A 25,189-nucleotide genomic window follows, 5' to 3' on the forward strand; every position below is an offset into this window, starting at 1 on the left:
AGGATGGGTGCTCACCGAACCTCTGAAGTTCAGGAGCCCCGCATGGCCAGCACGACCAAGAGCGATCCCCGGCCGCCGGGTCCCAAGGGCGGTTGGCTCAAGGGGAATCTGCCCGAGTTCGCGGCCGGCCGGCTGGAGGCCATCACACGCTGGTCGCAAACCTACGGCGACGTCGTCTCGGCGCGGTTCGGCCCCCGACCCATCTGGATGCTGAACCACCCCGACCTCGTCGAGGACGTGCTCGTCACCCAGAACAAGAGCATGAACAAGCACTTCGCCCTGAAGATGACCGGCGAGACGCTGGGAAACGGGCTGCTGACCAGCGAAGGGGACTTCTGGCGGCGGCAGCGACGGATGGCCCAGCCGGCCTTCCACAAGGAGCGGATCAAGGCCCACGCCGCCGTGATGGTCGACTATGCCGAGCGGATGATGGAGGGCTGGGACGACGGCCAGGCTCGCGACGCCCAGAACGACATGATGACGCTGACCCTGGAGATCGTCGCCAAGACGCTCTTCGACGCCGACGTGTCGGACGAATCGCGCGAGGCGAGCCATGCGATGGAGGTCGGCCTGGCCGCGTTCACACGCCGGGTCAGCGGCCTGATCCAGATCCCGACGTGGCTTCCTACCCCCGCGAACCGGCAATTCAAGAAGGCACTCGCGACGCTGGATCGGATCATCTACCGGATGATCGCCGAGCGGCGGGCCAGCGGCGAGGATCGGGGCGATTTGCTCTCGATGCTGCTGCACGCCAAGGACGAGGACGACGGCCGGGGGATGACCGACCGCCAGCTCCGCGACGAGGCGATGACCCTGTTCATGGCCGGACATGAGACCACCGCCAACACACTGGGCTGGGCCTGGTTCCTGCTGGCCAGGCACCCCGAGGTCGAGGCAAGGCTACACGCCGAACTGGACGAGGTGCTGGGCGGTCGGCCGCCGACACTCGATGACCTCCCCAGGTTGGTCTACACCGACCACGTGATCACAGAGACCTTGCGGCTCTATCCGACGGTCTGGCTGCTGGGGCGCGAGGCGATGGAGCCGATCGAGGTGGGCGGTTACCGCGTCCCGGTCGGCACCACGCTTTATATGAGCCAGTGGGTGATTCAGCGTGATCCGAGATTCTTCGACGACCCGCTCGCCTACAGGCCCGAGCGCTGGGAGGGGGGGCTGGCCAGGCGGATCCACCGCTACGCTTATTTTCCGTTCGGGGGCGGGCCGCGCATCTGCATCGGCAACAGCTTCGCGACGATGGAATCGGTGCTCTTGCTGGCCACCATCGCAGGCCGTTACCGGCTGACGATGGAGCCCGGGGCCGATGTCCAGAAGCTTCCCACGATGACGCTGCGGGCCAAGGGGGGCATCCCGGTGAGGCTACAGAAGAGGCGCTAGCTATCGGCGGGGGCGGGTCGAGCCCCGTCGTCCGCCGACTGGCACGAGCGGGAGCAGGCGGACTCCCTGGAGGAACCTCGGTGGGGTCTGGCCCATCAGGTCGCGTTGCCAGGCGAGCACCCAGCGCTCCCAGGGGACCTCGACCTTGGAGAAGAGAAGCCTTGAGGCCTCGAACGTCGGCAGCGAGATGGTTGGCCGGCCGTTGAGGGCTCGGGGGGTGAGCACCGGCGCGTCGAGGTCGTAAAGCGCCTCGGCGGCGGCATTGGTGGCGGGCCGGACGACGAGGCCCTCTTCGATCAGGTCGAACTGCGGATCCTGGGCGCCGAAGCTGGCTCGGACCTGTTCCGCGACCACCTCGACACCGGCCATCTTGTACAGGCCGGCGAGCACGGTGGTCAGCGACCGACGGCGAGCCTCGGTCAGGCTGGCCGACCAGCCGGGCTCGACGACCCGGGCGAAGAGCCAGCCGTGGCGGACCTCCAGGGCGAGCCAGAGCCCCGCCGACCCATGGCCGGCGCCCCCCGCGGTCAGCTCGATCAGGATCCGGTTGGTCGCCAGGTGCACCTCGCCCAGGGCGATGCCCAGCGGGCCCAGCGACCGGCTGCGCCGGACCAGGGCGATCAGCTCGCGCTCGACAAAGTGGCCGACCCCTTCTTCGATGTGATGCAGCGTGGCCTCGTGCTTGCGCGCCGACTTGCCCAGCCCGCCGAGCAACTCGTTGCGCTCGGCCCTGCGGAGCTTGGCGAACAGCTTGGGGAGCGTGCCCGAATGGAACCCCGGGCGGAGCAGCCGCGCGACGGTCTCGCCGTGGCTCCCCACCAGGACCGGCTGGAGCGACCTCGGCCGGTTGGCGCGGTACAGCCGCCAGTTCTCCTTCAGCTCCCAGGCCATGAATCCGAAGACGCCGGGCAACAACAGAACGGTGGAGACCGCGACGAACCGGGCGAGGTAGAGCCCCAGAAGCGGCATGAGCGCGGCCGACATCACGCGGGTCAGGGTGATCGACATCGGCAGGATCACCTTGTGCGAGACGGTGACCACCGGGAAGTGCTTGATCGGGTTGATCTGGGGCTCGATCAAGAGGTTGACATAAATCCGGACGAGATAGGCGACCGAGAACCAGAAGACCCCCAACGTCGCCTTGACCACCAGCGAGGCGCGGGACTCTCCGCCCCGGAAGCGAAGCCACTCGTCGACCGCATACAGCAGGCGTTCGACCCACTCCAGCAAGCGGTGGAAGGTGGCGATGATCCAGAGGACGAGGCCGGGGATCACTTCGAGGAAGAACCGCCGCCAGTTGCGGGCGATCGCCTCGGCGGTAATCTCCTGGAGGTCGCGGCCGTGCCTGGAATTCAACGCCAGGCTGAACACGCAGAAGAGGCCGCCCGTGGCCAGCCAGGCCCTCGGCCCGGTCAGGATGGGCGGCGGGCGCAGCAACAAGAAGGGCACCGCCCAGATCGGAGCCCCGGCCAGCGTGAGCCTCGACAGGAACGCCTCGGCGGCCACGAGGGGGGCGACGTACAGCGCAGGCTTGATCAGATAATTCCAGGCGTGATGGGCCGCCCGGCTATCGAGCAGGTCGCGGACCCAGGGAAGTCTCAGGAATCGGGCCGGCCAGACGAGAACCGCCTGCTTGAGCGTCAGGCCCGCGCGCCGCACGCCCCTCACGACCTTCCTCCGCACCGAGGGCAGGTTGATGAGCGTCATCACCAGCGTGCCCAGCAGCAGCAGCGAAGCGGGGGTGAGAAGGTGGATATGGATGTGGGCGATCCAGTTCAGCACCGGCCCGACGAGGTGCTGGAGCCCCTCGAGCGCCACGAAGGCGCCGCCGTAGGGAAGGAGGACGTACTTGGTGAGCACCCGCCCGGCGTGGGTGGCGAAGGCCAGCGAGCTGACGCGTTGGAGGGCGCGCAGATAGATCTCGCCCCGCCGATAGACGCCGTCGAGTGAGTCGTCCAGCGAGTGGTCGATGCGCAGGAGCCGGTCGCCGCGGAGGAACTCGCCCGGGCCGGAAAGGTCGGGCAGCTTGAGCTGGCTGCGCGAGCACGAGTCGCGCAGGTCGCCCATGGCGATGAAGCCGCGGTCGCTGATCTTGTCGAGTAGTTCCTCGACGAGCTTGTCCCGGGCAACCTCCTCGGGCAGGTTCGTCGGCACCAGGTCGTTCTCATCCAGGGCCTGCCGCAGCAGGGGCCTGAACCGCGACCTCAGGCTCTCGTGGGCCCGGTGCAGGGCCTGGTCGAGCAGCGCGGCCAGTGGGACTCGCTCGGCCTGGTCGAGCCTGGCGGCGCGGAGCCTTCGGGAGGCACCGCGGAGGTGGTTGGAGACCAGGACCTCGCGGAGATGGGGCAATGCCCTTCGCACCGGCTTGCGGCCGAAGGATAAGGCCCAGGCGACGAGGTCGACCTTGTAGACCTCGCGTTCGTGGTCCAGGCAGACTCGTTGGACGTCGTAGAGCACCCTCGCTTCGGGGGTCCAGAACCCGCGTGCGGCGCCGTCGAGCAGGGAGGGAAGGGCACGCCACCAGCGACCGGCCTCGGCGTCGTCGAAGCCGAGCGCGACCTGAAGACGGTCGACCAGCCGACGGATCTGGCCGAGAGCGGCCTGCCTGGCCTGGTCGTCCAGCGGCGATGAGCCGAACCGGGCGGCGCGAGTCCAGAGCACCGCCGATCGAGCCGCGTTGCCCCGCAGATCGGCCGTGTCGGCCCGGCCGATCAGGCGCTGGAATGAGGCGGCGAGCATCGCGCCGGCGGGGGGCTGGGGGAACCGCTCTGTATGCAAGGTAGGCGGCGGTTCATCGTCGCCGAAGTCTTCGCCCGAATCGGCATGCGGATCGGGCGCCCCTTCTGGCCGGGTCGTCAGGAAGTGGTCATGGTCGGCCACGTCCTCGCCGAAAACCTGGCGAGGGATCTCGCTGTCGGTGGCGGCCGGGAAATAATGCGGCACCAGGGCGGGCGCGAATCGGTCGAGTGTCAGATAGAGGGCGGCGAATTCGAGATAAATCTGGAAATCGTCGCCAGGAGGGAGAAGCAGCCCCTCCTGCGTCAGGACGATCCGGGCTTCTTCGAAGATCGTCCGGCCCATCCGGTCGACCCGGCCGGCCAGGGTCGCCGAATCGAGACGACCCGACTCGATCTTGTCGAGGATCGAACGCTGGATGGACGCGTAATAAAGCCTCGACCAGGACTCGATCAAGGAGTCGGCGGCGGGCTGTATCGCGAGCTCCGAAGGGTCGGGCCGGGGCAGGAGGGTCACCAGCTCAGGCCAGGGGCCGGCGCCGAGCGAGGCCAGCTCGTCGGCCTCGACGATCGATCGCAGGGTGGCGCCGCGGATCAGATAACAGGGGCGACGGAGGCTACGCCAGCCGACGAACCGCAGGCCACGATCGCGGCGGATCACCCGGGCCATGATCCGCGACGGCACCAGCACGGCCGAGGGTTCGACGGCCCGGATCAGACGCTCCAGCTCGATGAGGTCGATCGGAGCCGGCAAGGGTCCGCCGATTTCCGACGGGCGCGAGCCGGCCCAATCCGCGCCGGGATCGGCGGGACTTGAGGAGGCCGAGGGATGCCAGTCGATCGGCGTGGACAAAGGGGAAGCTCCGCTCGATTCGTCGAAAGAAGATCAGGCGTCGATCATAGCCGCGTCGGACAGCTCGCCCGCGAAAACCGTGACGGCCTGGCCTTCCAGGTCGACCCGGTCGCCGCGCAGCTCGACCCGCACAACGCCCCCTCGGGCCGAGATCTGTCGGCCGGTCATCCGGGTCTTGCCCAGCTTGGCCGACCAGTACGGGGCCAAGGCGCAATGGGCCGAGCCGGTGACGGGGTCTTCGGCGATGCCAACCGCCGGGGCGAAGAATCGGGAGACGAAGTCTTCATTCTGACCATCGCCGGCTGCCGTGACGAGGAAGCCGCGGGCCGGGATGTCTTTCAGAAGAGCCTGATCGGGGTTGAGGGCGAGCAGCGATTCAGCCGAGTCGACCTCGATGAGCCAATCATCTCCGGCACGCCCAGACCAGGTCGGGCGTGCGCCGAGGGCTTCGGCTAGGCCTTCCGGCAAGGCTTCGGCCGTGGAGACGACGGAGGGGAAATCCAGCCGGATCCAGTCGCCGTGATGGGTGGCGTTCAAGGTGCCGCTGCGCGTCAGGAACCGGGCGGGCTGGCCAACGTGCAGGTGGCCTTCTTCCCAGAGGACGTGGGCCGACGCGAGCGTGGCGTGGCCGCAGAGGTCGACCTCGACCATCGGGGTAAACCAGCGGAGACGGTAGGTTCCGGGTTCACCTTCGGAGTGGAGAAAGGCGGTTTCCGAGAGGTTCATCTCGGCCGCGACTCGCTGCATCCATCGGCCCGTCGCCTGGGTCGCAACGACGCAGACGGCGGCGGGATTCCCACGGAACGGGCGATCGGTGAACGCATCGACCTGGACAATTCGCTGACGCATCGGCGTAAAGTCCTTTCCAAAACCTTCGAGAGTATTCGGTGCCTCGGTCGGTGCTGCCCGATACGCCAGGCCCACTGCCGCGCCCAGCAGCACCGCGACTCCCAGCAGGCCCAGGGCGAATCGGATGGGCGTTCGAGCCGGCGTCACCAGGCCGAGCCAGGCACCGGCGGGGGCCGCGAGCACCAGGATGGCCGGGACCGCGGCGAGATTGCCGTAAACCTGGCCGATCAGGCAGAAACTCGCAAGTGCCGATCCCGCGACCGCCACGGCCCCAAGGCCCAGCCTTGCTGGTGGTTCCAGCGAGGAGATGAGGGAGATTCCAGCTACCGAAGCGGCAAATCCCAAGCCGAGTTGTCCGAGGACGAGATTCCCGGAGTAGGCCGCCTGGATCAAGCTGAGAATCAGGGCGGCGGCCAGCAGGATCAAGCCCAGGATCCAGCCGTCAAGCCGGCGCGACAACGCGGCGAGATTGCACCAGGACGCGGTGATCAGCAGTCCGATCACGGCGAACTGGGCGACGGATTCCCGACTGGACCACGTGTTCAGGGTCATCGGCCGCAGGAGCACGGCAAGGGTGCCGACGAGGAGTGCCGCATTCAGGCAGAGGCGGGCCCGCAGGCTGGGCATCCAGGCCGACTCGAACACGCCGACGACCGTGGCCGCACCGGCGATGAAGGGGAGCCAGTCCAGCAGGTCGAGCGGCGGGAACGGCGGGATCCCGCGGACGAACAGGTGCGAGACGATCCAGCCAAGGCCCAGCCCGAGCGCCAGGCCAATTTCCAGGCCGCGGCCGCGGCCGATCCGCCAGCCGACAAACGCGACGCCGCAGGCGAGCGCCAGCGGCGACAGGGCACCCAGGAGCAGGTAGTTGATCACGGCGGTGAGGCTCCCACGGTCAAGGGATGGCGACGGCCCCAGTTCGCTCGGCGGGGCCGCCGCGGCCTGGGCTCGGTCCTTGGTCAGGGGCGGTTGCCTTCGATGCTGACGATCAATCGGACGTCGTCGCCGATGGCCCCCGTCATGTTGGTCATGCCAAATTCGCTGCGCTTGATCGAGAACGTGGTCTCGAACCCGGCGAGCTTCTCCCCCTTCATCCCTTTGCCGGTGCCGCTGGGCTCGATCTTGAGGGTGAGGGGCTTGGTCACGCCGTGCAGGGTCAGGTCACCGGTCACGTCGAAGGCACCTTCGGAAGTCTTGGCCACCTTGGTGCTCTTGAAGCTGATGATGGGGAACTGCTTGGCGCTGAAGAAGTCGGGTCCTTGCAGGTGGCCTTCGCGGGCCTTGCTGGCGGTGTCGATGCTGGCGGTGGCCACCTTGATGTCGAGCTTCGACTGCGCCGGGTTCGTTTCGTCGAGGTCGAACGTGCCGACGATCTCGTTGAACCGGCCGTAGGCGTAGCTGACATTCATGTGCTTGACGCGGAAGATGACCGACGAGTGGACGGTGTCGACCTTGTAAGGCTCGGCGGCCTGGACCGGGGAAGCGGCGACGACCAGGGCAGCGACGGCCAAAATCTTGCGAAGCATGGATGCAGGCTCCGGTGGGCAATGAACAGGCGACCGCGGGCCTCCCGCGTCCCATGGGAATGAGGTTAGCCGGGTCGTCACTCCGTTGTCGACCGACCATCACCGCCAAGGTGTCGTCGATCGCCGGAGTCGCGCCGGGTTCGTTTCGTTTTCTGAGTTTTCGAGCGTTCGGGACGGTTGAGGTTTCTCGGGGACTTTGATTCAATCCTTCTTAAGGCGATTTCCAACAAAGGTTTACAGAAAACGTCTCATTCGAGAACCATGAGCGGCTCGGGCAGTTCGGTCGATCGAGAGACTCCAGATTCGCCCGAGGGGACGTTGTCGAATCGAGGACAATCGCCAAGGTTGGGCCGACCGAGAGAGCCCTTCCTAGAAACCATCGTAACTTTTTGAGATTTCGTCCTCTGTTTTTCGAAATTTTCTCAAGTTTTGACGAGTGGGGCTTCAACAGAACTCCCGTCGGCATGGGTTTCCTACTCGGCTTGGAGGTCGGACGTGGAACGATTGGGGCCATGGAAGCCGTCGAAGGCGGAGGTTGCGGCGGCGCAGGATGCCTCGGTTGCGGACGTGATCGGGCCGGGGCTGTCGGTGGTCTTCTGCGGGATCAACCCGAGCCTTTACTCGGCCGCCGTCGGACGGCACTTCGCCAGGCCGGGCAACCGGTTCTGGCCGGCCCTGCACGCGGCGGGGTTCAGCGATCGTCGGCTGTCTCCCTGGGATCAGGACGAGTTCTTGCGTATGGGCTTCGGCATCACCAACATCGCCGGCCGGGCGACGGCCACCGCCGCGGAGTTGTCCGCCGACGAACTGGTCGAGGGGGGACAGCTCCTCCGCGAACGCATGGAACGGTATCGCCCTCGGTTCCTGGCGGTGCTCGGCGTCACGGCGTATCGGGGCGCGTTCGGCCGGCCCAAGGCGGTCCTCGGGTTGCAAGCAGAACGGATGGGAGAAACCGGGATCTGGGTCCTTCCGAATCCGAGCGGACTGAACGCCCACTATCAACTGGCCGATCTCGGTCGGCTCTACGGCGAGGTCCGGCGGGCTGCGTTAGGATGAGCGGCGGGCGGCCTTCGCTTCGATCGAACGCCACCACCTCAGACGATCGGAGCCACCATGGCAGACACCCACGAAGACGAGTTTCGCAACGCGCTGACGGCCCTTGACGCGGCGGACCCCAGATTCGCCACTGACGTGGTCGAACTCGCCCTTCGGCTGGCCAGGGAGGCGGAGGCCAGCGACGTTCACCTTCTGCCGACGCCCGACGGGCTGGAGATGCGGTGGCGGGTCGACGGCGTCCTGCGTCCGGTGGCCATGCTGCCGGCCAGGCTTGGCCCGAACGTGGTGGCTCGCTTGAAGGTGATGTCCGACCTGCTGACGTATCGGACCGAGGTGCCGCAGGAAGGGCGGATCCGGGGTGAGGCCGGCGAGGTCGAGGTGCGGGTGAGCACCTTCCCCAGCCTTCACGGCGAGAAGGCCGTCGTCCGCATGTTCGCCGCGGCGGGCCGATACAACACGCTCGACGACCTGGGCTTGCCGGCCGAGATTTTGGCCGCGATGCGTCGCCTTCTGGCCGAGACCTCGGGGGCCATCCTGCTGGCGGGGCCAGCGGGAAGCGGCAAGACGACGACGCTCTACGCTTGCTTGCGCGAGCTGGTGGGACACGGCGGCGGCGGTCGCTCGCTGGCGACGCTGGAAGACCCGGTCGAGGTGGCGGTGGCCGGCGTGGCGCAATCTCAGGTGAACGAGGCCGCTGGCTTCACGCTCGAACTGGGCCTGCGATCATTGCTGAGGCAAGACCCCGAGGTCATCGCGGTGGGGGAGGTGCGCGACCGGACCACGGCCGAGGTCGCGTTCCAGGCCTCGCTGACTGGCCACCTCGTGTTGACGACCTTCCACGCGGGCAACGCCGCGGGAGTGCTGGGTCGGCTGGCCGACATGGGCATCGAGCCCTATCTGCTGCGTAGCGGGGTGCTTGCCGTCCTATGCCAACGGCTGGCCCGGAGACTCTGCGACTGCGCCATCTCCTGCGAGCACCCGGCCGCGAGGCTGGGCCTGCCGGTCTCGCAATGCCGCGAACCCGTCGGCTGCCCGCTCTGCGGCGGTACCGGCTATCGCGGACGGCTCATGCTCGCCGAGTTACTCTTGCCCGACATGGGAGACGTGGGCGCGTCGATCCTCCGTCGCGAAGACGTGGCCAAGATCGAGGCCGCGGCGCTCGCAGGCGGGATGGTCGGCCGTTGGCGGCGAGCCATCGACGCGGTCGAGGAAGGAATCACTAGCCCGGCCGAGATCCGCCGTGTTCTGGGTGTGGGCGAGCCGGTGCTGGAACCGTCCTGACCCCCGGGAAATGGTCCGACGCAGGGGAGACGGACGGAAAGTGACGCGAGGCCCTCGACATCCTTCGACAAACGTCGTAGACTCACGAACCATGCATCGTCGGAGCATGCTTTCGGGGGGGGTGGGCCTTGGGCAAGGCGGGCGGATCGGTCGACCTGACTCAGTTGATCGCGCTCAATGATGAGATTGCGGCGTTGGTGCGGGCCGGTGTGCCGCTGGAGCGGGGGCTATCGGCTGCGGGCGGGAGCCTGCCCGGACGGCTAGGCGCGATCTCGTCGAAACTCGCGGCACGAATGGAGCAGGGTGAAGGGCTGTCGGAGGCGCTTGCGGCGGAAGGCGACAGCTTCCCGCCCATCTATCGGAGCGTGGTCGAGGCCGGGGTCAAGTCGGGGCGATTGGCGGCGGCGCTGGAAGGCCTCGCGGGGTTTGCCCGCGGTTATGCGGAGATGAGGCGGGAGGTGGGGCTGGCGTTGCTCTATCCCGCGATTCTCCTGGTGGTGGCGACGGGATTGTCCCTGGTCTTAGTCGTCGGGGTGACGCCCCGGCTGGTGGCGATTTTCGGCGAATTGGGGTTGCGCTCGCCGGGGTTCCTGGTTGGTCTGGCGGGGCTTCGGGAGTGGGCCTGGGTCTGGGGTCCGCTGGTGCCGGCGTTGGTGGCCCTGGTGACGCTGGGATGGTTCGCTTCGAGGAAGTCGGCGAGCTTGCAGCCCGGGTGGTCCGGAGGCGTGCTCCGATGGGTCCCCTGGATGGGGGGGATGCTGGCGGCGGCGCGGGCGGCGAATTTCGCCGAGATGCTGGCGCTCCTGCTCGATCACGGCGTCCCGTACGCGGAGTCGTTGCGGCTGGCCGCGAGGGCGACCGGAGATGTCGCGCTGGCACGTCACTCGGGGCGACTGGCCGAGGCGGACGAGCGGGGCGAGCCGATCAGCGTGGCGATGGCCGCGGAGCTTCCGCCATTGCTGGCCTGGTTGATGTCGTCGGGCGGCGGTGGTGAACGAGGCCGAGTCGGGGCCCTGCGGGCGGTGGCGGCGAGCTACCGCAGGCGGGCGATCGAGCGGGCCTCGCTGATTCGCGTGTTCCTGCCGACGATCCTGCTGCTTGTGGTGGGAGGGACGACGGTGCTCGCCTACGGCCTGACGCTGTTCGTGCCGGTTTCCGAGCTTCTCTCGCGCCTGTCGAGCCCCGATTGAGTCGGTTCCAGTGATACGAATTCGACGTCGATAAAGGACAAGCCGAGGATGACTCCCGACGAGGAAAAGCGGCCCGACGTGGGGGCGAACGGGATCTCGGGCCGGCTGACGGCGGCCGAATCGGCGGAGTTCGCGCGGGGGCTGGCGAGCCTGACCGAGGGGTCGTTGCCGCTGCCGGGCGGGCTGCGGGCGTTGGCCGGCGAGCTGACTCAGGGCCGGGTTCGCTCGGCCTTGCTGGCGGTGGCCTCGCGGATCGAGCAGGGCGAACCGCTGCACGACGCGATCGACGCGGAGGGGAGGAGGTTCCCCGGCCATCTCCGGGGCCTGATCCTGGCGGGGGTGAGATCGGGACGGCTGGCCGAGGTTCTTGGCGGTTATGTGGCCGCGCACCTGACGGGGGCCGACTTGAAGCGTTCGATCTGGCTGGGCCTGGCGTACCCCGCGATGTTGCTCGTGGGAATGACCGGGGTGCTCGTGTTCGTCTGCGTCTCGGTGGTGCAAGACTACGATGAGGTTTTCCAGCAGTTCGGCGTCGCCCTTCCGGTGATCACGCGCAGGCTCCTGACGATCTCCCGATGGGTCAACGGGGTGACTGCGGGGATGGTGGCGGGGCTGGCCGTGCTGGTGCTGGCAATTGGCCTGATCGCTCGGTTCGCGATGGACGCGGTGCAGCGTCGGCAATTCCTGGTGGGCCTACCGTTATTCGGGCCTGCCTGGCGATTGCTCTCCCTGGCGGAATTTTCCAGGGTCCTGGCCCTGCTTCTGGAAGGGCAGGTGCCCCTGAAGGAGGCCTTACCTCTGGCCGGGGAAGGGTCACTGGACTCCGAGTTGGAAGAAGCCTGCCGAGAGGTGGCGGAACGGGTCGAGCGCGGAGAATGGCTGTCGGAGGCAATGTCCGACGTGAATGCGTTCCCGCCCACCTTGACGCAAGTCGTGGTCTGGGCCGAGGGACGCCGGACGCTGCCGGAGGCGTTGGGGATGGCGGCGGAGATGTTCGAAGCGCGGGCGCGGTCCCGGGTCCGGTTCGGGCAGATTCTCGTGGGAATCGTCGTGATGGTGCTGGCTCTGGTCGAGATCGGCTTCCTGCAACTGTCATTGATGCTGCCGATGACCCAGATCATCTCCAAGCTGTCGGGCTGAGCGGCGGAAAAACCATCGCAGGGGGAGATCGACCGTGGGAAACGAGGCAAGGCCGGGACAACGCAGACGAACGAGCCGGAAGCATGGGCTCCAGACCTTGATGCTGGTGATCGTCTATTGCGCGCTGACCTTCCAGATCGCCCGGCCTGCGGTGGAGACGGGGACGCCCGACGCCATCGCGTTGCTCGCCGCCTGGATCGGCCTGGGGATCACGCTGTTCGGAACACTGGGCCTGGCTCGTGCCTCGTCCGACGCGAGTCGCGTCCTCGCGTCGTTCGCGATCTTCCTGGGAATCATGCTGACGTGCGGCTCGGCTCTCGGGGTCTTCGGCCTGTTCGTGGGGCTCGCGCTGGTGGTTGCCCTGGTTGCGGCCATCATCCTGGGCCAGCGGGCCGAGTCTGAGTCGCTGCTCTGGACGATCGCGATCGCGGCCAGGCACGGAATGCCGCTGGCGGACGGGGTGTCGGCCTTCGCCCGGCAGAGCGGACGATGGGGTCGGGCCAGGGGGCTTGCCCTGAGCGACCGACTCAGAGAGGGCATCCCGCTGCCGCAGGCGATGCGGATGTCCAAAGGACTGATCCCCCAGGAAGGGGTACTGGCCGCGGCGATCGGGCTGGAGACGAACACGCTGGCCGAGAGCCTCGGCGAGGCCGCCGCGAGGCTGACCGGCCGAGGCACGGTGATCGGCCCCGCGGTGCGACGTCTGGTCTACCTGGGTCTCCTCGTGGTGGTGGGACAGTCGATCCTCGGATTCCTCGTCTACTTCATCCTGCCCAAGATGGACGCGGTCATGAGGGACTTCTCCATGCCGATGACAAACGGGACGATGCTGGTCCGGCAAGGGCTCGGCATCGTGACGGGCAATCAATTCACGGTGCTGGTGCCGTTGGCGGTGCAGTTCGGGCAATTGATGCTGGTGGCGGCGGGGCTGTTGCGGCTGATGGGCTGGCGGCTGGAGAACTCGTGGGCGTTCGCCTGGATCAACCCGGGCCGTCACTCGGCGGTCGTGATGCGATCCCTGGCTCTGGGGATCGAGGCGGGCCAGCCCCTGCGTGAGACGATCAACTCCTTGCGCAGGTGGTATCCGCCCGCGGGAGTGAGGCGACGCCTGGCGGGTGTGGACCAGGGCCTGGAACGGGGCGGAGACTGGATCGAGCTGTTGCGGACGACCCGCTTTCTCCGCCGGGTCGACTGCGCCGTGCTGGAGTCTGCGGTGCGTGCGGGCAACGTCCCCTGGGCCCTGCGCACCCTGGCCGGCCAGCGCGAGCGGGCGTTCTTCAACAAGCTGGAGTTCTGGACCCAGGTGCTCTTCCCGCTGGCGATGATCGCGATCGGGGCCGGCATCATGATGGTCGGCATGATCTGCTATCAGCCGATGGTCGAAATTATGGAGGTCCTGAGTAAGCCATGACCGGACCGGCAGGGCGCGGACAACGCCGCGCGGGATTCACCCTGATCGAGATCGTCGTCACCGGGGCTCTTGTGCTGGCGGGACTGACGCTCCTGGCGCAAACGCTCCTGCATGTGGCCGCCAGCCGCAAGCTCGTGGAGCGCCGCACGCTGGTGCAGCACGAAATGGGCAACCTGATGGAACGTCTGACCGCCGACGACTGGACGCGAGGGACGCCCGCGTGGGCTCAAAAGCCCGAGCTATCGGAGGACGCGAGGCGGCGACTCCCCGGCGCGATCCTGGCAGTCGCGGTCGACACGCCCGCCGGAGACCCGACGGCGAGGCGCATCTCGGTGACGCTGCGGTCGGGGAATCCGGAAGAGAAACCGGCCGGGCTGGTGAGCTGGATCTACCCGAGGGAGGCCGAGCGTTGAAGACTCGACGGCGCGGATTCACCCTCTTCGAGCTGCTGATGGTCTTGAGCCTGGGGATGGCCTGCCTGGGGACCATCGCGACGGTCATGCATGTGCTGCTCCGTCTCGACCGATCGGGCCGCGACCGGGTCGCCGAGGCGTCGAGCCTGATGAGGCTGGGCCGTGTTCTGAAGGCCGATGCTCATGCCTCGACGCGGCTCGAACCCGCCGAAGGGGGCATGGACCTGCACGGGCCGAATGGCCTGGTCGCGCGTTATCGATTGAAACAGGCCGGGATGGAGAGGGCCACCGAGGGAGCCGACGGCAAGGTGACGTCGCGGGCCTGGCACAGGCTGCCACCGGGCTGCAAGGCGTCCCTCGATGCGACGGATGCGAATGGGATCAGGCTGCTGGTGCTGACCGTGGCGAACGGAGGGGGCGGGCCGGGGAAGGCCAGGCCGCGCGTCGACCGGATCGAGGCGGCGCTGGGACGCGACTTCCGCTTCGTGCATCAGAAGGAGGTGGGCCGATGACTCCAAGAGGGACGATCGGCAGGCCGGCAATGATCGCCGTTCCCGCGATGGTCTGCCTGGTTCTGACCTTGATGCTGGCCGCCTCGCTATTACGCACCGGGCTGGCGGCGCGCGAGGTAACCCGCGAGGCCGAGCGTCGCCTCCAGGCCGACTGGCTGGCGGAAGCGGGCCTGGAGCGTGCTTCGGCCCGGCTGGCGGCGAGCGAGGATTATCGCGGCGAGACCTGGACCCTGTCGCCCGAGGATATGGGCGGTGCGGACGCAGGTCGGGTGACAATCGCGATCGAGGAGGCGGGAGATCGGCCGGGTCTGACGCTGGCGAAGGTGGTGGCCGAGTTCCCGGCGGGGGGCGCCTCGGTGGCGCGTTCGAGCCGGTCGGTGCGAATGGAACGGGTCAAACGAGACGACGAGGGAGGCGCCCCATGAGAGGTCGACGCGAGGGCTTCACCCTCATCGAATTGCTGGTCGTGATCTCGATTATCGCGGTGCTGATCGCGCTGCTGCTTCCGGCCGTCCAGAGCGCCCGGAGCGCGGCCAGGCGGGTCCAGTGCGTGAACAACATGATGCAATTGGGCCTGGCCCTGCAATCGTACGAGTCGTCGCACGAGGCCTACCCGCCGGGCGTGACGGACCTGGCCGGGCCGGTGGCCAACGCCCCGACTGGGATGCATCACAACTGGATCATCCGCATCCTTCCTTATATGGATCAGAGGAACGCCTACAATCGATTCAACTTCGATGTGTCCGTCTACGACGGCCGGCACGACACGGTCCGCGCCCTGAAGATCAGCACGCTGCTCTGTCCCAGTGAAGGCTTCCCGAGCATCGGCGGCAAGACGAACTACGCCGCCTGCCACAACGACGTCGAAGCGCCCATTGACGTGACCAACAACGGGATGTTCGTCCTGAACAGGAGCGTGCGGCACGACGAGATTACCGACGGCGCGGCGTTCACGATCTTCCTGGGCGAGATCACGCACAATCGCGAGGACCTGGGCTGGGCCTCGGGGACACGCTCAACGATCCGGAATACGAACAGCACGCCTAACCACCCGATCCTCAGTCTGATCGACGCGGGATACCAGGCGACCGTCCCCAAGGGAGAGCTCCCCGACGAGCCGGTGAATCCACTTGGGACGGCCGAGGTCGACGAGAATGGAGAGTCGATCGTCTCAGGACCGCTGGCCGGGCCCATCGTCCCGGGGCTGGTGGGAGGATTCAGCAGCACGCACGAGGGCGGGGCCGACTTCTCGTTCGGGGACGGCTCGGTCCGGTTCCTCAAGAATTCGATCAACCCGAAGGTCTTCCGCAACCTGGGCAACCGGGCCGACGGAGACCTGATCGGTGCCGACATGTTCTGAATCGAAGGGGAGACCGATGAGAAGGCCGGGACCTGGGGTGGGCCGCGGATTCACGATGATCGAGCTGCTGACCGTCATCGCCATCACGATGGTCCTGTTCGCGCTGCTGGTCCCCGCGGTGCAGTCGGCACGCGAGGCCGCCAGGCGGATCCATTGCGTCAACAATCTGGCTCAGCTAGCCCTGGCGTTGCAGCATTACCAGTCGGAACATCAGGTCTTCCCATCCGGGGTGGTCGACGGTGCCGGCCCGATCGCCAACAGGCCGCCGGGTTATCACATGGGCTGGATCGTTCAGATCCTGCCGGAGATCGAGCAGGGGCCGGCCTATCACCACCTGAACTTCCAGCACGGAGTTTACGCGGCGGCGAACTCGACCATCGCCGGCGTGCGAATCGCGACGCTCTCCTGCCCGTCGGACCCGTACAGGCCGATCTTCGAGCCCGACGAACCGGGGGCCCCGATTGCGGTCGAGCACGAGCAGTCGAACTTCGCGGGATGCCACAACGACCGCGAGTCGCGGATTCGCGTCACGGATCGGGGGATGCTGTTCCTGAACAGCTCCATCCGGCCGGAAGACGTCGGCGACGGGACGAGCCAGACGATCATGCTCGGGGAGAAGCTCCGGAATTACGGCGGACTTGGTTGGATGTCGGGTACCCGGGCAACCTTGCGAAACACCGGGTCGCGGCCCAATGCGAGGTCCTCGGTCGGGATCGACCAGATGGGACAGATGGAGGCCGACGACCCGCTCGACGAGCCGGTGCCGGATGCGATCATCAAGCTTCCCGACGGCACGATCACCCGTCGCTCGCAGATTGACCCTGTGGGGGGCTTCTCCAGCAGTCACCCCGGGGGGGCGAATACCGCATTCGCCGACGGGTCGGTGAAGTTCCTCAAGGACACGATTTCCAGGCCGGTGATGTGGTATCTCGGCAACCGCGACGATGGCGAACTGTTGGACTCCAGCAGCTATTAGGAGACCGGCAAAATTTGCCGCAACTCCTTTCCCTGGAACAACGAATCGATCGAACTTTGAGGCCCGTTTTGACGTAGAAGGGGGGTGGAAAACTCGGCACGTCTGGGGGAGATCGGGATGAGTCGCCTCGACCGCTACATCGAACGATATGGCCCGATCGCCGGGCCCAAGCTGTACCACGCGATCCAGAGCCGGTCGGCCTATATGGGAGTGAGCAGCCGGCGCCGCAAGGCGATTTCCGAGCTGACCGGTCGGCCGATCCGGGTCAGGCGCAAGGCCGAGCCAGCATCGGTCCAACCCCTTCTGGGCGGGATGGCCGAGGAGGGCTGACCTCGGCCGGTTGTGGGCGTCGGCCCCGTGGGTTACGATCCGGTCGGCGGTTGAGGGATGGTCCCGACGTCCGCCGACACGAGGATCCGCCGCATGCGACGCTTGACACCGGGAATCTGGGCGACCGTGGCCCTGCTTTCGGCCCTGGCAGGAAGCCCCGCCCGGGGACAGTTCGACATCATGTTCCCCTGGCCGATGCAGAATCAGCAGAGCCCCGGCGACTTCCTGAACGATCGGGCCCTTCAGAACGCCGCGACGGCACGGACCGCGCAGCAAGGGGGGGGCTCCGGCGGGGTCCAGCTCAACTCCGGGAACATGTACTGGAACAACCTGCGAGATCCCGCGTTCGTCGAGCGCTACGGCGCCGCGGACCGGGCTCCGCTCAGCCGCAGGACGACCACGCCGTTGAACCGTGCGCCCGCGGTCGCGGCCGCCGCGACACCCGCGGCGAGGCCGGCCGCGGCCCAGCCGAGCACCGCGGCGACGTCGATCATGGCCCCGGCGATCGTGCTGGATGCGTACTTCGACAGCATGGGTCGGTTCCGCTGGCCGGCGGACGCGGAGATCGCAGAAGACCTGGCGTCGAAGCGGCAGCGGGCCGAGGCCGAAGTCGTCGCGGCGCTCCGCGAGTGGCAGGCGTCGCGGGTCACCCGGTTGCAGACGGCAACAACGGCCAGACAGGCGCTGCTGGAGTTCGGGCAACCGACCTTGCAGAGGCTCCGGGAAACGACCTCGTCGCAGGTGGCCGAGACCTTCCATGTCTTCCTGCTCGGCCTGTACAACGGGCTCGAGCAGGCGACCATCCCCCCGCCCCCGCCGGTTCGCTGATCCGCGACACGGGACCGGGGGCGAAGAGACGATCGACCGGACGTTAGCGGGCTTCCAGGGCCTTCGAGATCGATCCGGTCATCGTCTGGCGGGTGAGGTCGAGATCGAGGACGTTCCCGTCGCGGCCGATCAGGACGTTGGCGGGGACCTCGGCCACGTGATAGGCCGCGGCGTGATTCTTCGGACCTTCGCCGTTGATGAGCGTGGGCCAGGTGACGTTGTTGTCCAGGGCATAGCGACGAACCAGCGCCAGGACCTTGGCGGGGTCGTCGTTGCCCGCCTGCAAGGCGTCGAGGTTCACGCCGATGACCTTCAGGCCCTTGGCTTGATAGGTCGCCAGGGCGTCGCGGATTGATCGGACGTCCTCGGCGTTGGAGAGCTGCCACGTCGTCCAGAACACGACGAGTACAGCCTCGCCCTTGAAGTCGGCCAGGCTCACGTTCTTGCCGTCCAGGTCGGGGCCGGCTAGCGCGGGCGCGGGCTTGCCCACCATCTCCAGGCGTTCAAGGCGGCCCTTGAGGTAGTCGACCACGACGGGGTCGGACGCGGCGGAGAGGGCCAGGGCGAAGTCTCGACGGGCGACGTCGAGGCGGCCTGCCCGCAGCAGGCGCTGGTAATAGGCCTCGCAGAGGGTGGTGACGATCGAAGAAGGGGGATACTCGGACGAGCGACCCGCCTTCGTCTTGGCGATGTCGATCGCGGCTCGCAGGTCGCGCGACGCCTCATCGAAGGCGCCCCGGTCGGCCTCGGCGATCAGGTTCACCAGCGACGCGTAGAAGCTGACGAGGGCCGGAGCGTCCCCTCGGGCGAGGATCTGGTCGGCGAAGGGCTCGGCCTGGCGGTACAGGTCGCCGTTCACCGCCATGCGCAGCAGGTGCTCGTTGGTGCGGGCCGCCTGGTCGGCGGGCTGGGTCGCGGCGAGTGCGGCCAGGCTCTCGAGTCGGCGCACTTCGAGGGCGGTCCTGGCCGTTTCGAACGCGCCATCGATGGCCTCGACGGAATTCGCCGGTGCGGCCTGCTGGGCCATGGCGGCCGGGGTCAGCATCAAGGCCAGAGGGGCCAGGCCCAGGGGCCATCGTGTCCATCGCATGGTCGTTCTTTGCTCCGGTTTGGGGCAGATCTGTCTCGGCGGTTTCGGGGAGTTTAACAGGTCGTTCCGGGGCCCGCCAACCGACCGGGTCCCCAGGGACAGCCGCTTGCCGCACGATCCGGGCTCCGCTACGGTGACGGCCGATGTCCAACGCCGGTCGGTCGCATGGGGCCACGCGAAGAGGGCCCACGCCGGCCGGTCATGAGGAAGCCACCACGATGCATTTCCAGGCAGGCCTGTTTCGCTCCTTGATGGTCTCGGCCGCAACCGCGGCGGTCCTGGCCTCCTCGCCGGGGGCCAGGGTTCACGGGCAGTCGGACAACTCGCCCGCCAACGTGAGGCCCGTCCCCAAGCCCGGCGTCGATGTGCCGGCCGCCGACCGCGAGGCCCTGGATGCGGGCCTGACGCAGCTCGGCGATGCGCTCAAGGAGCTGGGCGGGAAGAAGGGGCTGGATGACCTCATCCCCGACGTCGAGATCTATCACAAGGCGGTCCGCGACGCCCTGAAATACAACGAGTTCTTTGCGCCGGGCGACATCGCCAAGGCGCGTGCCCTGCTTGCCCAAGGACTTGAGCGTGCCAGGGCGCTGGCCAAGGGCGAGACGCCCTGGGCCACGCAGGCCGGTCTGGTCGTCCGCGGCTATCGGTCGAAGATCGACGGCTCCGTGCAGCCCTATGGGTTGGTGATCCCCAAAAGCACCTCCCCGACGGGACCGAGGCAGCGGCTGGACGTCTGGTTCCACGGCCGAGGCGAGTTGCTGAGCGAGGTGAACTTCATCGACGATCGCCAGAAGTCGCCCGGGACGTTCACGCCCGAAGACACGATCGTGCTGCACCCGTACGGCCGCTATTGCAACGCCTTCAAGTTCGCCGGCGAGGTCGACGTCCTGGAGTCGATCGACGCGGTGAAGCGGCAGTATCGCATCGATGAGGATCGGGTCTCGTCGCGAGGATTCTCGATGGGCGGGGCCGCCGCCTGGCAGCTCGGCGTGCACTATCCCGACATGTGGTTCGCCACCAATCCGGGCGCCGGGTTCTCCGAGACCCCGCGATTCCTCAAAGTCTTCCAGAACGAGACCCTGACCCCGACGCCTTATGAGAAGACCCTCTGGCGGATGTTCGACTGCAATGACTGGGCGATCAACCTGATCGGCCTGCCGGTGGTCGCCTACAGCGGCGATCAGGACTCGCAGAAGCAGGCGGCCGACGTGATGGAAGAGGCGTTACTCTCTCTGGGCGTGCGGATGACTCACATCATCGGCCCGAACACCAAGCATTCGTACGAGCCCAAGGCGCGGCTCGAAGTCGATCGCCGGATGGCGAGCCTGGCGGCGCATGGCCGTGACCGGACGCCCGAGGTTGTCAATTTCGTCACCTACACGCTGCGTTACAACAAGAGCCACTGGGTCGTGGTGAACGGCCTGACCGAGCACTGGAATCGTGGACTGGTGAATGCCAGACTGACCGGGCCGAGCCAGGTCTTGGCGAACACGAAGAACCTGACCGCGCTGAGCTTCGACATGGCCGCCGGAGAATGCCCGTTCCCGACCGATGCGCCGGTCGTCGTGACCATCGACGGCCAGTCATTTCAGGTGCCGGGCCCGATGTCCGATCGCTCGTGGAATGTGGCGTTCGCCAAGGACGGATGTCAATGGGTCGTCGGCACGATCGATGCTTCGAAGCCGCGCAAGGTGCACGGGCTGCAAGGGCCGATCGACGACGCATTCATGGATTCGTTCGTCTTCGTCAGGCCGACCGGAACGCCCGACAATGCAAAGGTCGGGGAGTGGGCCTCGAAGGAGATGGAGCGGGCGACGAAGCGGTGGCGGACCCAGTTCAGGGGCGAGGCCCGGGTCGTGGACGACTCGGCCATTTCCGACTCCGACATCGCCGGATCGAACCTCATCCTCTGGGGCGATCGGGCGAGCAATGCGGTCCTGAGGAAGATCGCCGACAAGCTGCCGATCGTCTGGACGGCGGCGACGATCAAGGCCGGGTCGCAGGAGTTCCCCGCCGCCGATCACGCCCTGATCCTGATCGCGCCAAATCCCCTCAACCCTTCGAAGTACGTCGTCCTGAACAGCGGATTCACCTTCCGCGAGTACGACGACCTGAACAACGCCCGCCAGGTGCCGAAGCTGCCCGACTGGGCGATCGTCGACGTGAAAACGCCGCCGGACAACCTGACGCCCGGGAAGGTGGTCGCGGCCGACTTCTTCGACGAATCCTGGCTGATCCGGCCCCGCTGAGCGTCAACCAGGGGGGTGATCATCACCCCTCTCGGTCAGGCCTCCGGCCACTTCCTCCGGATCGGTGGCCCGGGCCTCGGCCTCGCCGATCTCATCGGACCAGAGTCGGTTGGCGGGGATCTCCTCGGGGTCTGGCGACGCGATGAGGAACTCGGCGCGGATGCGTTCGCGTTCGCGGTCGATCTGATCGCCGCCGGCGTGGAGCTGGCGGAGGAGGAACTCGGTCATCGACATGGCGACCTCCCCCTCGCCCGAGAAGACGACGTCGGCACCCCGATTGCGCAGCGCGGCCATCTCGCGGACGTAGTTGGTCCGCACGAAGATGAGGATCTTGGGGTTGATCTCGCGAGCCAGGCGAATCACCTCGGGGGTCCCGGCCATACTCGAGCTGGTGAGGAAGAGGGCGACGGCGTGCTCCAGGCCGGCGCTCTCGAGGATCTGGCGGTGGATGGCGTCGCCGTAGATCGCCGAGGTCCCCTCGCTGTTGAGGCGGCGGACCGTGAGGTGATTCAGCTCGATCACGACCGGGTCGAACCGGTTGGCACTGAGGAGGCGAAGGAGCGTCCGGCCGACCGGGCCGTGGCCGACGATGACCGCCCGGTGCCGCGGCCTGTGCCCGCGCCTGGTCCGCCTGCGGTCGGTCCGGCTGTTGGTCTCGTCGACGTGTGTCGGCGTATCCCGCGGCCCCGGTAATGTGATGTGACGGCCGAGGAACCGCTCAATACGGCCGGCATTGCGATAGAGCGGCGGGTTCACGGAGATGGAGGCGATGGAGCAGACGACGAGAAGGCTCTCGACGGACTCGCCGAGTACGCCCAGGCCCTGGGCGGCGGAAGCCAGGATGAAGGAGAACTCGCCGATCTGTGCGGTGGCCAGGGCCACGGGCACGGCGACGCTGAGGGGATAACGCATCAGGAGCATGAACGCCGCGGCGATGGCGGGCTTGGCCAGCAGGACGATGGCCAGCGTGACGGCCACCGTGCCGGGGGCCTCCAGGATGTACGCGGGGCGGAACATGATGCCGACGGAGACGAAGAAGAGGACCGCGAATGCATCTCGCATGGGGAGGGCTTCGGTCGCGGCGCGGAGGCTGAAGTCGGTCCGGCCGACGATCATCCCGGCGAGGAACGCGCCTAGGGCCATCGAGACGTCGAAGATCCTCACCGATCCGACGGCGATGCCAAGCGCCAGCACCAGGACGGTGAGCGTGAACAGCTCGCGCGAGCGGGTGAGGGCCGCCTGCTCGAGCAGCCAGGGGATGAATCGCTTGCCCAGCACGAACGTCAACGCGATCATCCCGCTAACCTTGAGCAGGGCCAGGCCCGCAGCCCGGGCCAGGTCGACCGGCCCCGAGTGCTCGCCGAAAGCCAGGGGGAGCATGACGAGCACCAGGACGGTGAAGAGATCTTCCACGACGAGCCATCCCACCGCGACGTGACCGGACGGGGTGTGCAGCTCGTTGAAGTCTGCCAGGACACGCATCAGGACGACGGTGCTCGCCACAGAGAGCGACAGCCCGAGCACGACGCTCGCCGGCCAGCCCCAGCCCAGGGCCAGGCCCGCCAGAGCGCCCAGAATCGTGACGACAAGGCTGCGGGCGATCGCCCCGGGCACCGCGACGTGCCACACGGCCAGCAGTTCCTCCAGGTGGAATTGCAGGCCGACGCCGAACATCAGCAGGACGACGCCGATCTCGGCGAACTGGTCGGCTATCTCGGTGTCGACGACGATTCCCGGGGTATGGGGGCCGATGACAATGCCCGCGAGCAGGTAGCCGACGATCGGCGAGAGGCCGAGCCGGAAGGCGGCGTAGCCGCAGGCCAGAGCCGCGGCGAGGCCATAGGTCAGCGTGACGATCAGGTCGGGATGCGCCATACGTCGGGTCTTCCATTGGCAACGCGGCGAGGGGGGGCGGCGGCCAACTTTCGAAGACTGCTCCCGCATCTTCCAGTCTCGACAATTGGCCGGCGAATGGCGAGGCTTACGGCCCGGTTGTCGAGAACTCCGACTCGATGACTCCTCGCCCCGGCGGAGGCGGCCGGCACGCTTGACAGCGGGCCCCGGCGGGTCCAAGCTGTTCGGCACCGTGAGTCGGGCCGCGTCCTCTCTGGGAGAATCGTGGCCGACCGGACCCCGACTACCCTCCGACCGACGGCCCGCCCCCATGCCATCCCGCGCATCGACCGAACACCGCTACGAAAAGTTGACCTGGCCCGAGATCAACGACGCCGTCGAGATGGGGCCGGTCTGCATCATCCCCTGCGGCGCCGTCGAGCAGCACGGCCCGCACCTCCCGCTGGACGTCGACCTCGTCTGCCCCAACGGAATCGCGCACGGCGCGGGCCGGCTCTTGCCCGGATCGATCAAGGTACTGCCCATCGTGGCCTACGGCTACACCGGCCACGTGATGGACTTCCCCGGCACGATCAACGTCGACTACGACCACTTCATCCATCAGGTGCTGGACATCACCAAGAGCCTGGCCTACCACGGGTTCAAGAAGATCGTGCTCCTGAACGGGCACGGGTCGAACATGCCCAACCTCGACCTGGTGGCGAGGCGGACGAACCTGGAGACCGACGCCGAGTGCGCCCTGGCCGCCTGGTGGAACCTCCTGACGGTGGACAAGGAATTCCTGCCCAGCTGGCGCGAGAGCAAATTCCCCGGCGGGTGCAGCCACGCCTGCGAGCTGGAGACGTCGCTCTATCAATATCTGGATGGCGACGACGTGAGGACCGACCAGATCAAGAGCGGGACCATTTCGTTCAATGACGAAGGGAGCCCGTTCAACTGGGTCGACCTCTTCGGCGCCGGCCCCGCGACGACCGTGTCATGGACCAGCTCCTACTCCGACACCGGCGTGCTGGGCGACGCCGAGCTGGGCAGCGCCGAGAAGGGGAAGCGGGCCTACGACGAGGCGGTCAAGCAGCTCTGCCGGTTCGTGACCTGGTTCAAGGACCGGCCCAAGGACGTGCGCAAGGATATGCACCGGACCCCGCCGACCATGCCGATTCCCTGGGGACAGCGTTCGTTCGGGGGCTGACCTGATCAGGCGCGACGAGGTTCCAGGCCGAGCATCAGCTCCAAGTTCTGCACGGCTGCACCCGAGGCACCCTTGCCGAGATTGTCGAGCCGGGCGACCAGCAACACCTGGCGCTCGGCCGCATTCTCGAAGACGAACAATTCCAGGTCATTCGTGTCATTCAGAGCCTCAGGCTCCAGGTCATTGACCGGCCGGGGGTCCAACGGCATGACTCGCACGTGATGCGTGCCGGCATAATGCGCGACCAACGCCTGATGAATGGCCCGCCCGCTCACGTCGCCGGGCAAGGTGCGCAGATGGAGCGGAATCTGCACGAGCATCCCCTGGCGGAAGCGCCCCACGGCGGGAGTGAACAGGGGTTTAAAATCGAGATGCGCGTGTGCCTGGATCTCGCGAACATGCTTGTGCGAGAGTTCAAGTGCGTACATCTTATGGGCCGCGGCCGAGGCACCCGGGCCGGTTAATTCATAAGCCTCGATCATCCCCCGGCCGCCTCCGCTGTAGCCGGAGATGGCCTGGATGGTGACGGGAAAATCCGTCGGGACGAGCCCGGCGTCAATCAATGGGCGAAGCAATCCCAGCGCCCCGGTGGGGTAGCAGCCGGGGTTGGAGACACGAGCCGAGGCGGCGATGCGATCGGCCTGGCCGGGGGAAAGCTCGGGGAACCCGTAGGTCCAGTCGGGATGGACGCGGTAGGCCGTGCTGGCGTCAAGAATACGTGTCGTCGGGTTGTCGACGAGCGCAACGGCGGCGCGAGCCGCGTCGTCGGGCAGGCAGAGGATCGCCAGGTCGACGTCGTTGAGAATCCGCTTCCGCTCGGCGTCATCCTTGCGGCGCTCGGGGTCGATGTGGACGAGTTGCAGGTCGTCGCGACCTTCGAGCCGGGTGCGAATTTGCAGGCCGGTCGTCCCCGCCTCGCCGTCGATGAAGATCCTTGGCCGGCTCACGCTCA

General features: G+C 67.3%; 21 protein-coding genes. 15 read left to right on the forward strand and 6 right to left on the reverse strand.

The window, feature by feature from the left end; all coding sequences use genetic code 11:
• Positions 1 to 42: 42 nt before the first annotated feature.
• Entirely contained in the window at positions 43 to 1,395 is a 1,353-nt protein-coding gene (locus EP7_RS07730; RefSeq protein ID WP_463527261.1) for a cytochrome P450, read from the forward strand.
• On the opposite strand, the gene EP7_RS07735 is transcribed toward EP7_RS07730, so the two are convergent.
• The 3 genes from EP7_RS07735 to EP7_RS07745 all read right to left on the reverse strand — a co-directional run bounded on the left by EP7_RS07735 (position 1,396) and on the right by EP7_RS07745 (position 7,358).
• Entirely contained in the window at positions 1,396 to 4,884 is a 3,489-nt protein-coding gene (locus EP7_RS07735) for a hypothetical protein (RefSeq protein WP_463527262.1), read from the reverse strand.
• Positions 4,885 to 5,016: 132 nt separating this feature from the next.
• On the reverse strand, positions 5,017 to 6,708 hold the full coding sequence (locus tag EP7_RS07740) for a PhzF family phenazine biosynthesis protein (RefSeq protein WP_463527263.1): 1,692 nt from the start codon (positions 6,706 to 6,708) through the stop codon (positions 5,017 to 5,019).
• Between the two features lie 83 nt (positions 6,709 to 6,791).
• Positions 6,792 to 7,358 carry a YceI family protein gene (locus EP7_RS07745; RefSeq protein ID WP_463527264.1) on the reverse strand — a complete coding sequence of 189 codons (567 nt, stop codon included), beginning with the start codon at positions 7,356 to 7,358 and terminating at the stop codon, positions 6,792 to 6,794.
• Positions 7,359 to 7,862: 504 nt separating this feature from the next.
• Here EP7_RS07745 and mug point away from each other — a divergent pair.
• From mug to EP7_RS07805, 12 genes are all read left to right on the forward strand, one after another.
• Complete coding sequence (gene mug / locus EP7_RS07750) at positions 7,863 to 8,414, forward strand: G/U mismatch-specific DNA glycosylase (protein WP_463528382.1); 552 nt, start codon at positions 7,863 to 7,865, stop codon at positions 8,412 to 8,414.
• A gap of 57 nt (positions 8,415 to 8,471) precedes the next feature.
• A complete protein-coding gene (locus EP7_RS07755) occupies positions 8,472 to 9,695 on the forward strand; it encodes a GspE/PulE family protein (RefSeq protein ID WP_463527265.1) in 1,224 nt (407 codons plus the stop codon).
• Positions 9,696 to 9,823: 128 nt separating this feature from the next.
• Entirely contained in the window at positions 9,824 to 10,885 is a 1,062-nt protein-coding gene (locus tag EP7_RS07760; protein ID WP_463527266.1) for a type II secretion system F family protein, read from the forward strand.
• A gap of 48 nt (positions 10,886 to 10,933) precedes the next feature.
• Positions 10,934 to 12,025, forward strand: coding sequence for a type II secretion system F family protein (locus EP7_RS07765; protein WP_463527267.1), 1,092 nt, complete (start codon positions 10,934 to 10,936; stop codon positions 12,023 to 12,025).
• A gap of 34 nt (positions 12,026 to 12,059) precedes the next feature.
• Positions 12,060 to 13,436 carry a type II secretion system F family protein gene (locus EP7_RS07770; protein WP_463527268.1) on the forward strand — a complete coding sequence of 459 codons (1,377 nt, stop codon included), beginning with the start codon at positions 12,060 to 12,062 and terminating at the stop codon, positions 13,434 to 13,436.
• Positions 13,433 to 13,849: a PulJ/GspJ family protein gene (locus tag EP7_RS07775; RefSeq protein ID WP_463527269.1), complete on the forward strand. Its 417-nt coding sequence runs from the start codon at positions 13,433 to 13,435 to the stop codon at positions 13,847 to 13,849. Before EP7_RS07770 ends, EP7_RS07775 begins: the two co-directional genes overlap by 4 nt.
• Positions 13,846 to 14,361: a pilus assembly FimT family protein gene (locus EP7_RS07780; protein ID WP_463527270.1), complete on the forward strand. Its 516-nt coding sequence runs from the start codon at positions 13,846 to 13,848 to the stop codon at positions 14,359 to 14,361. Before EP7_RS07775 ends, EP7_RS07780 begins: the two co-directional genes overlap by 4 nt.
• The gene (locus tag EP7_RS07785) at positions 14,358 to 14,786 is read left to right on the forward strand and encodes a hypothetical protein (RefSeq protein ID WP_463527271.1); all 429 of its coding nucleotides are present in this window, start codon (positions 14,358 to 14,360) and stop codon (positions 14,784 to 14,786) included. The genes EP7_RS07780 and EP7_RS07785 overlap by 4 nt, the downstream gene beginning before the upstream one ends.
• Positions 14,783 to 15,721, forward strand: a complete 939-nt coding sequence (locus EP7_RS07790; protein WP_463527272.1) for a DUF1559 family PulG-like putative transporter — start codon at positions 14,783 to 14,785, stop codon at positions 15,719 to 15,721. Before EP7_RS07785 ends, EP7_RS07790 begins: the two co-directional genes overlap by 4 nt.
• Before the next feature lie 16 nt (positions 15,722 to 15,737).
• Positions 15,738 to 16,697, forward strand: coding sequence for a DUF1559 domain-containing protein (locus tag EP7_RS07795; protein WP_463527273.1), 960 nt, complete (start codon positions 15,738 to 15,740; stop codon positions 16,695 to 16,697).
• A 117-nt stretch (positions 16,698 to 16,814) separates the two neighbouring features.
• Complete coding sequence (locus tag EP7_RS07800; protein ID WP_463527274.1) at positions 16,815 to 17,027, forward strand: hypothetical protein; 213 nt, start codon at positions 16,815 to 16,817, stop codon at positions 17,025 to 17,027.
• Between the two features lie 93 nt (positions 17,028 to 17,120).
• On the forward strand, positions 17,121 to 17,855 hold the full coding sequence (locus EP7_RS07805) for a hypothetical protein (protein WP_463527275.1): 735 nt from the start codon (positions 17,121 to 17,123) through the stop codon (positions 17,853 to 17,855).
• A 43-nt stretch (positions 17,856 to 17,898) separates the two neighbouring features.
• Here the strand turns inward: EP7_RS07805 and EP7_RS07810 are convergent, their stop codons facing one another.
• A complete protein-coding gene (locus tag EP7_RS07810; protein WP_463527276.1) occupies positions 17,899 to 18,945 on the reverse strand; it encodes a peroxiredoxin family protein in 1,047 nt (348 codons plus the stop codon).
• A gap of 218 nt (positions 18,946 to 19,163) precedes the next feature.
• Between EP7_RS07810 and EP7_RS07815 the strand changes: the two genes are divergently transcribed.
• A complete protein-coding gene (locus EP7_RS07815) occupies positions 19,164 to 21,194 on the forward strand; it encodes a hypothetical protein (RefSeq protein ID WP_463527277.1) in 2,031 nt (676 codons plus the stop codon).
• A 3-nt stretch (positions 21,195 to 21,197) separates the two neighbouring features.
• On the opposite strand, the gene EP7_RS07820 is transcribed toward EP7_RS07815, so the two are convergent.
• Entirely contained in the window at positions 21,198 to 23,069 is a 1,872-nt protein-coding gene (locus EP7_RS07820; protein WP_463527278.1) for a cation:proton antiporter, read from the reverse strand.
• 289 nt (positions 23,070 to 23,358) lie between these two features.
• Between EP7_RS07820 and EP7_RS07825 the strand changes: the two genes are divergently transcribed.
• Positions 23,359 to 24,237 carry a creatininase family protein gene (locus tag EP7_RS07825; protein ID WP_463527279.1) on the forward strand — a complete coding sequence of 293 codons (879 nt, stop codon included), beginning with the start codon at positions 23,359 to 23,361 and terminating at the stop codon, positions 24,235 to 24,237.
• Between the two features lie 5 nt (positions 24,238 to 24,242).
• Here EP7_RS07825 and argC read toward each other — a convergent pair whose 3' ends face one another.
• A complete protein-coding gene (argC, locus tag EP7_RS07830) occupies positions 24,243 to 25,184 on the reverse strand; it encodes an N-acetyl-gamma-glutamyl-phosphate reductase (RefSeq protein WP_463527280.1) in 942 nt (313 codons plus the stop codon).
• Between the last annotated feature and the right edge of the window lie 5 nt (positions 25,185 to 25,189).

The sequence above is a fragment of the Isosphaeraceae bacterium EP7 genome (assembly GCA_038400315.1).
GTDB lineage: Bacteria > Planctomycetota > Planctomycetia > Isosphaerales > Isosphaeraceae > EP7.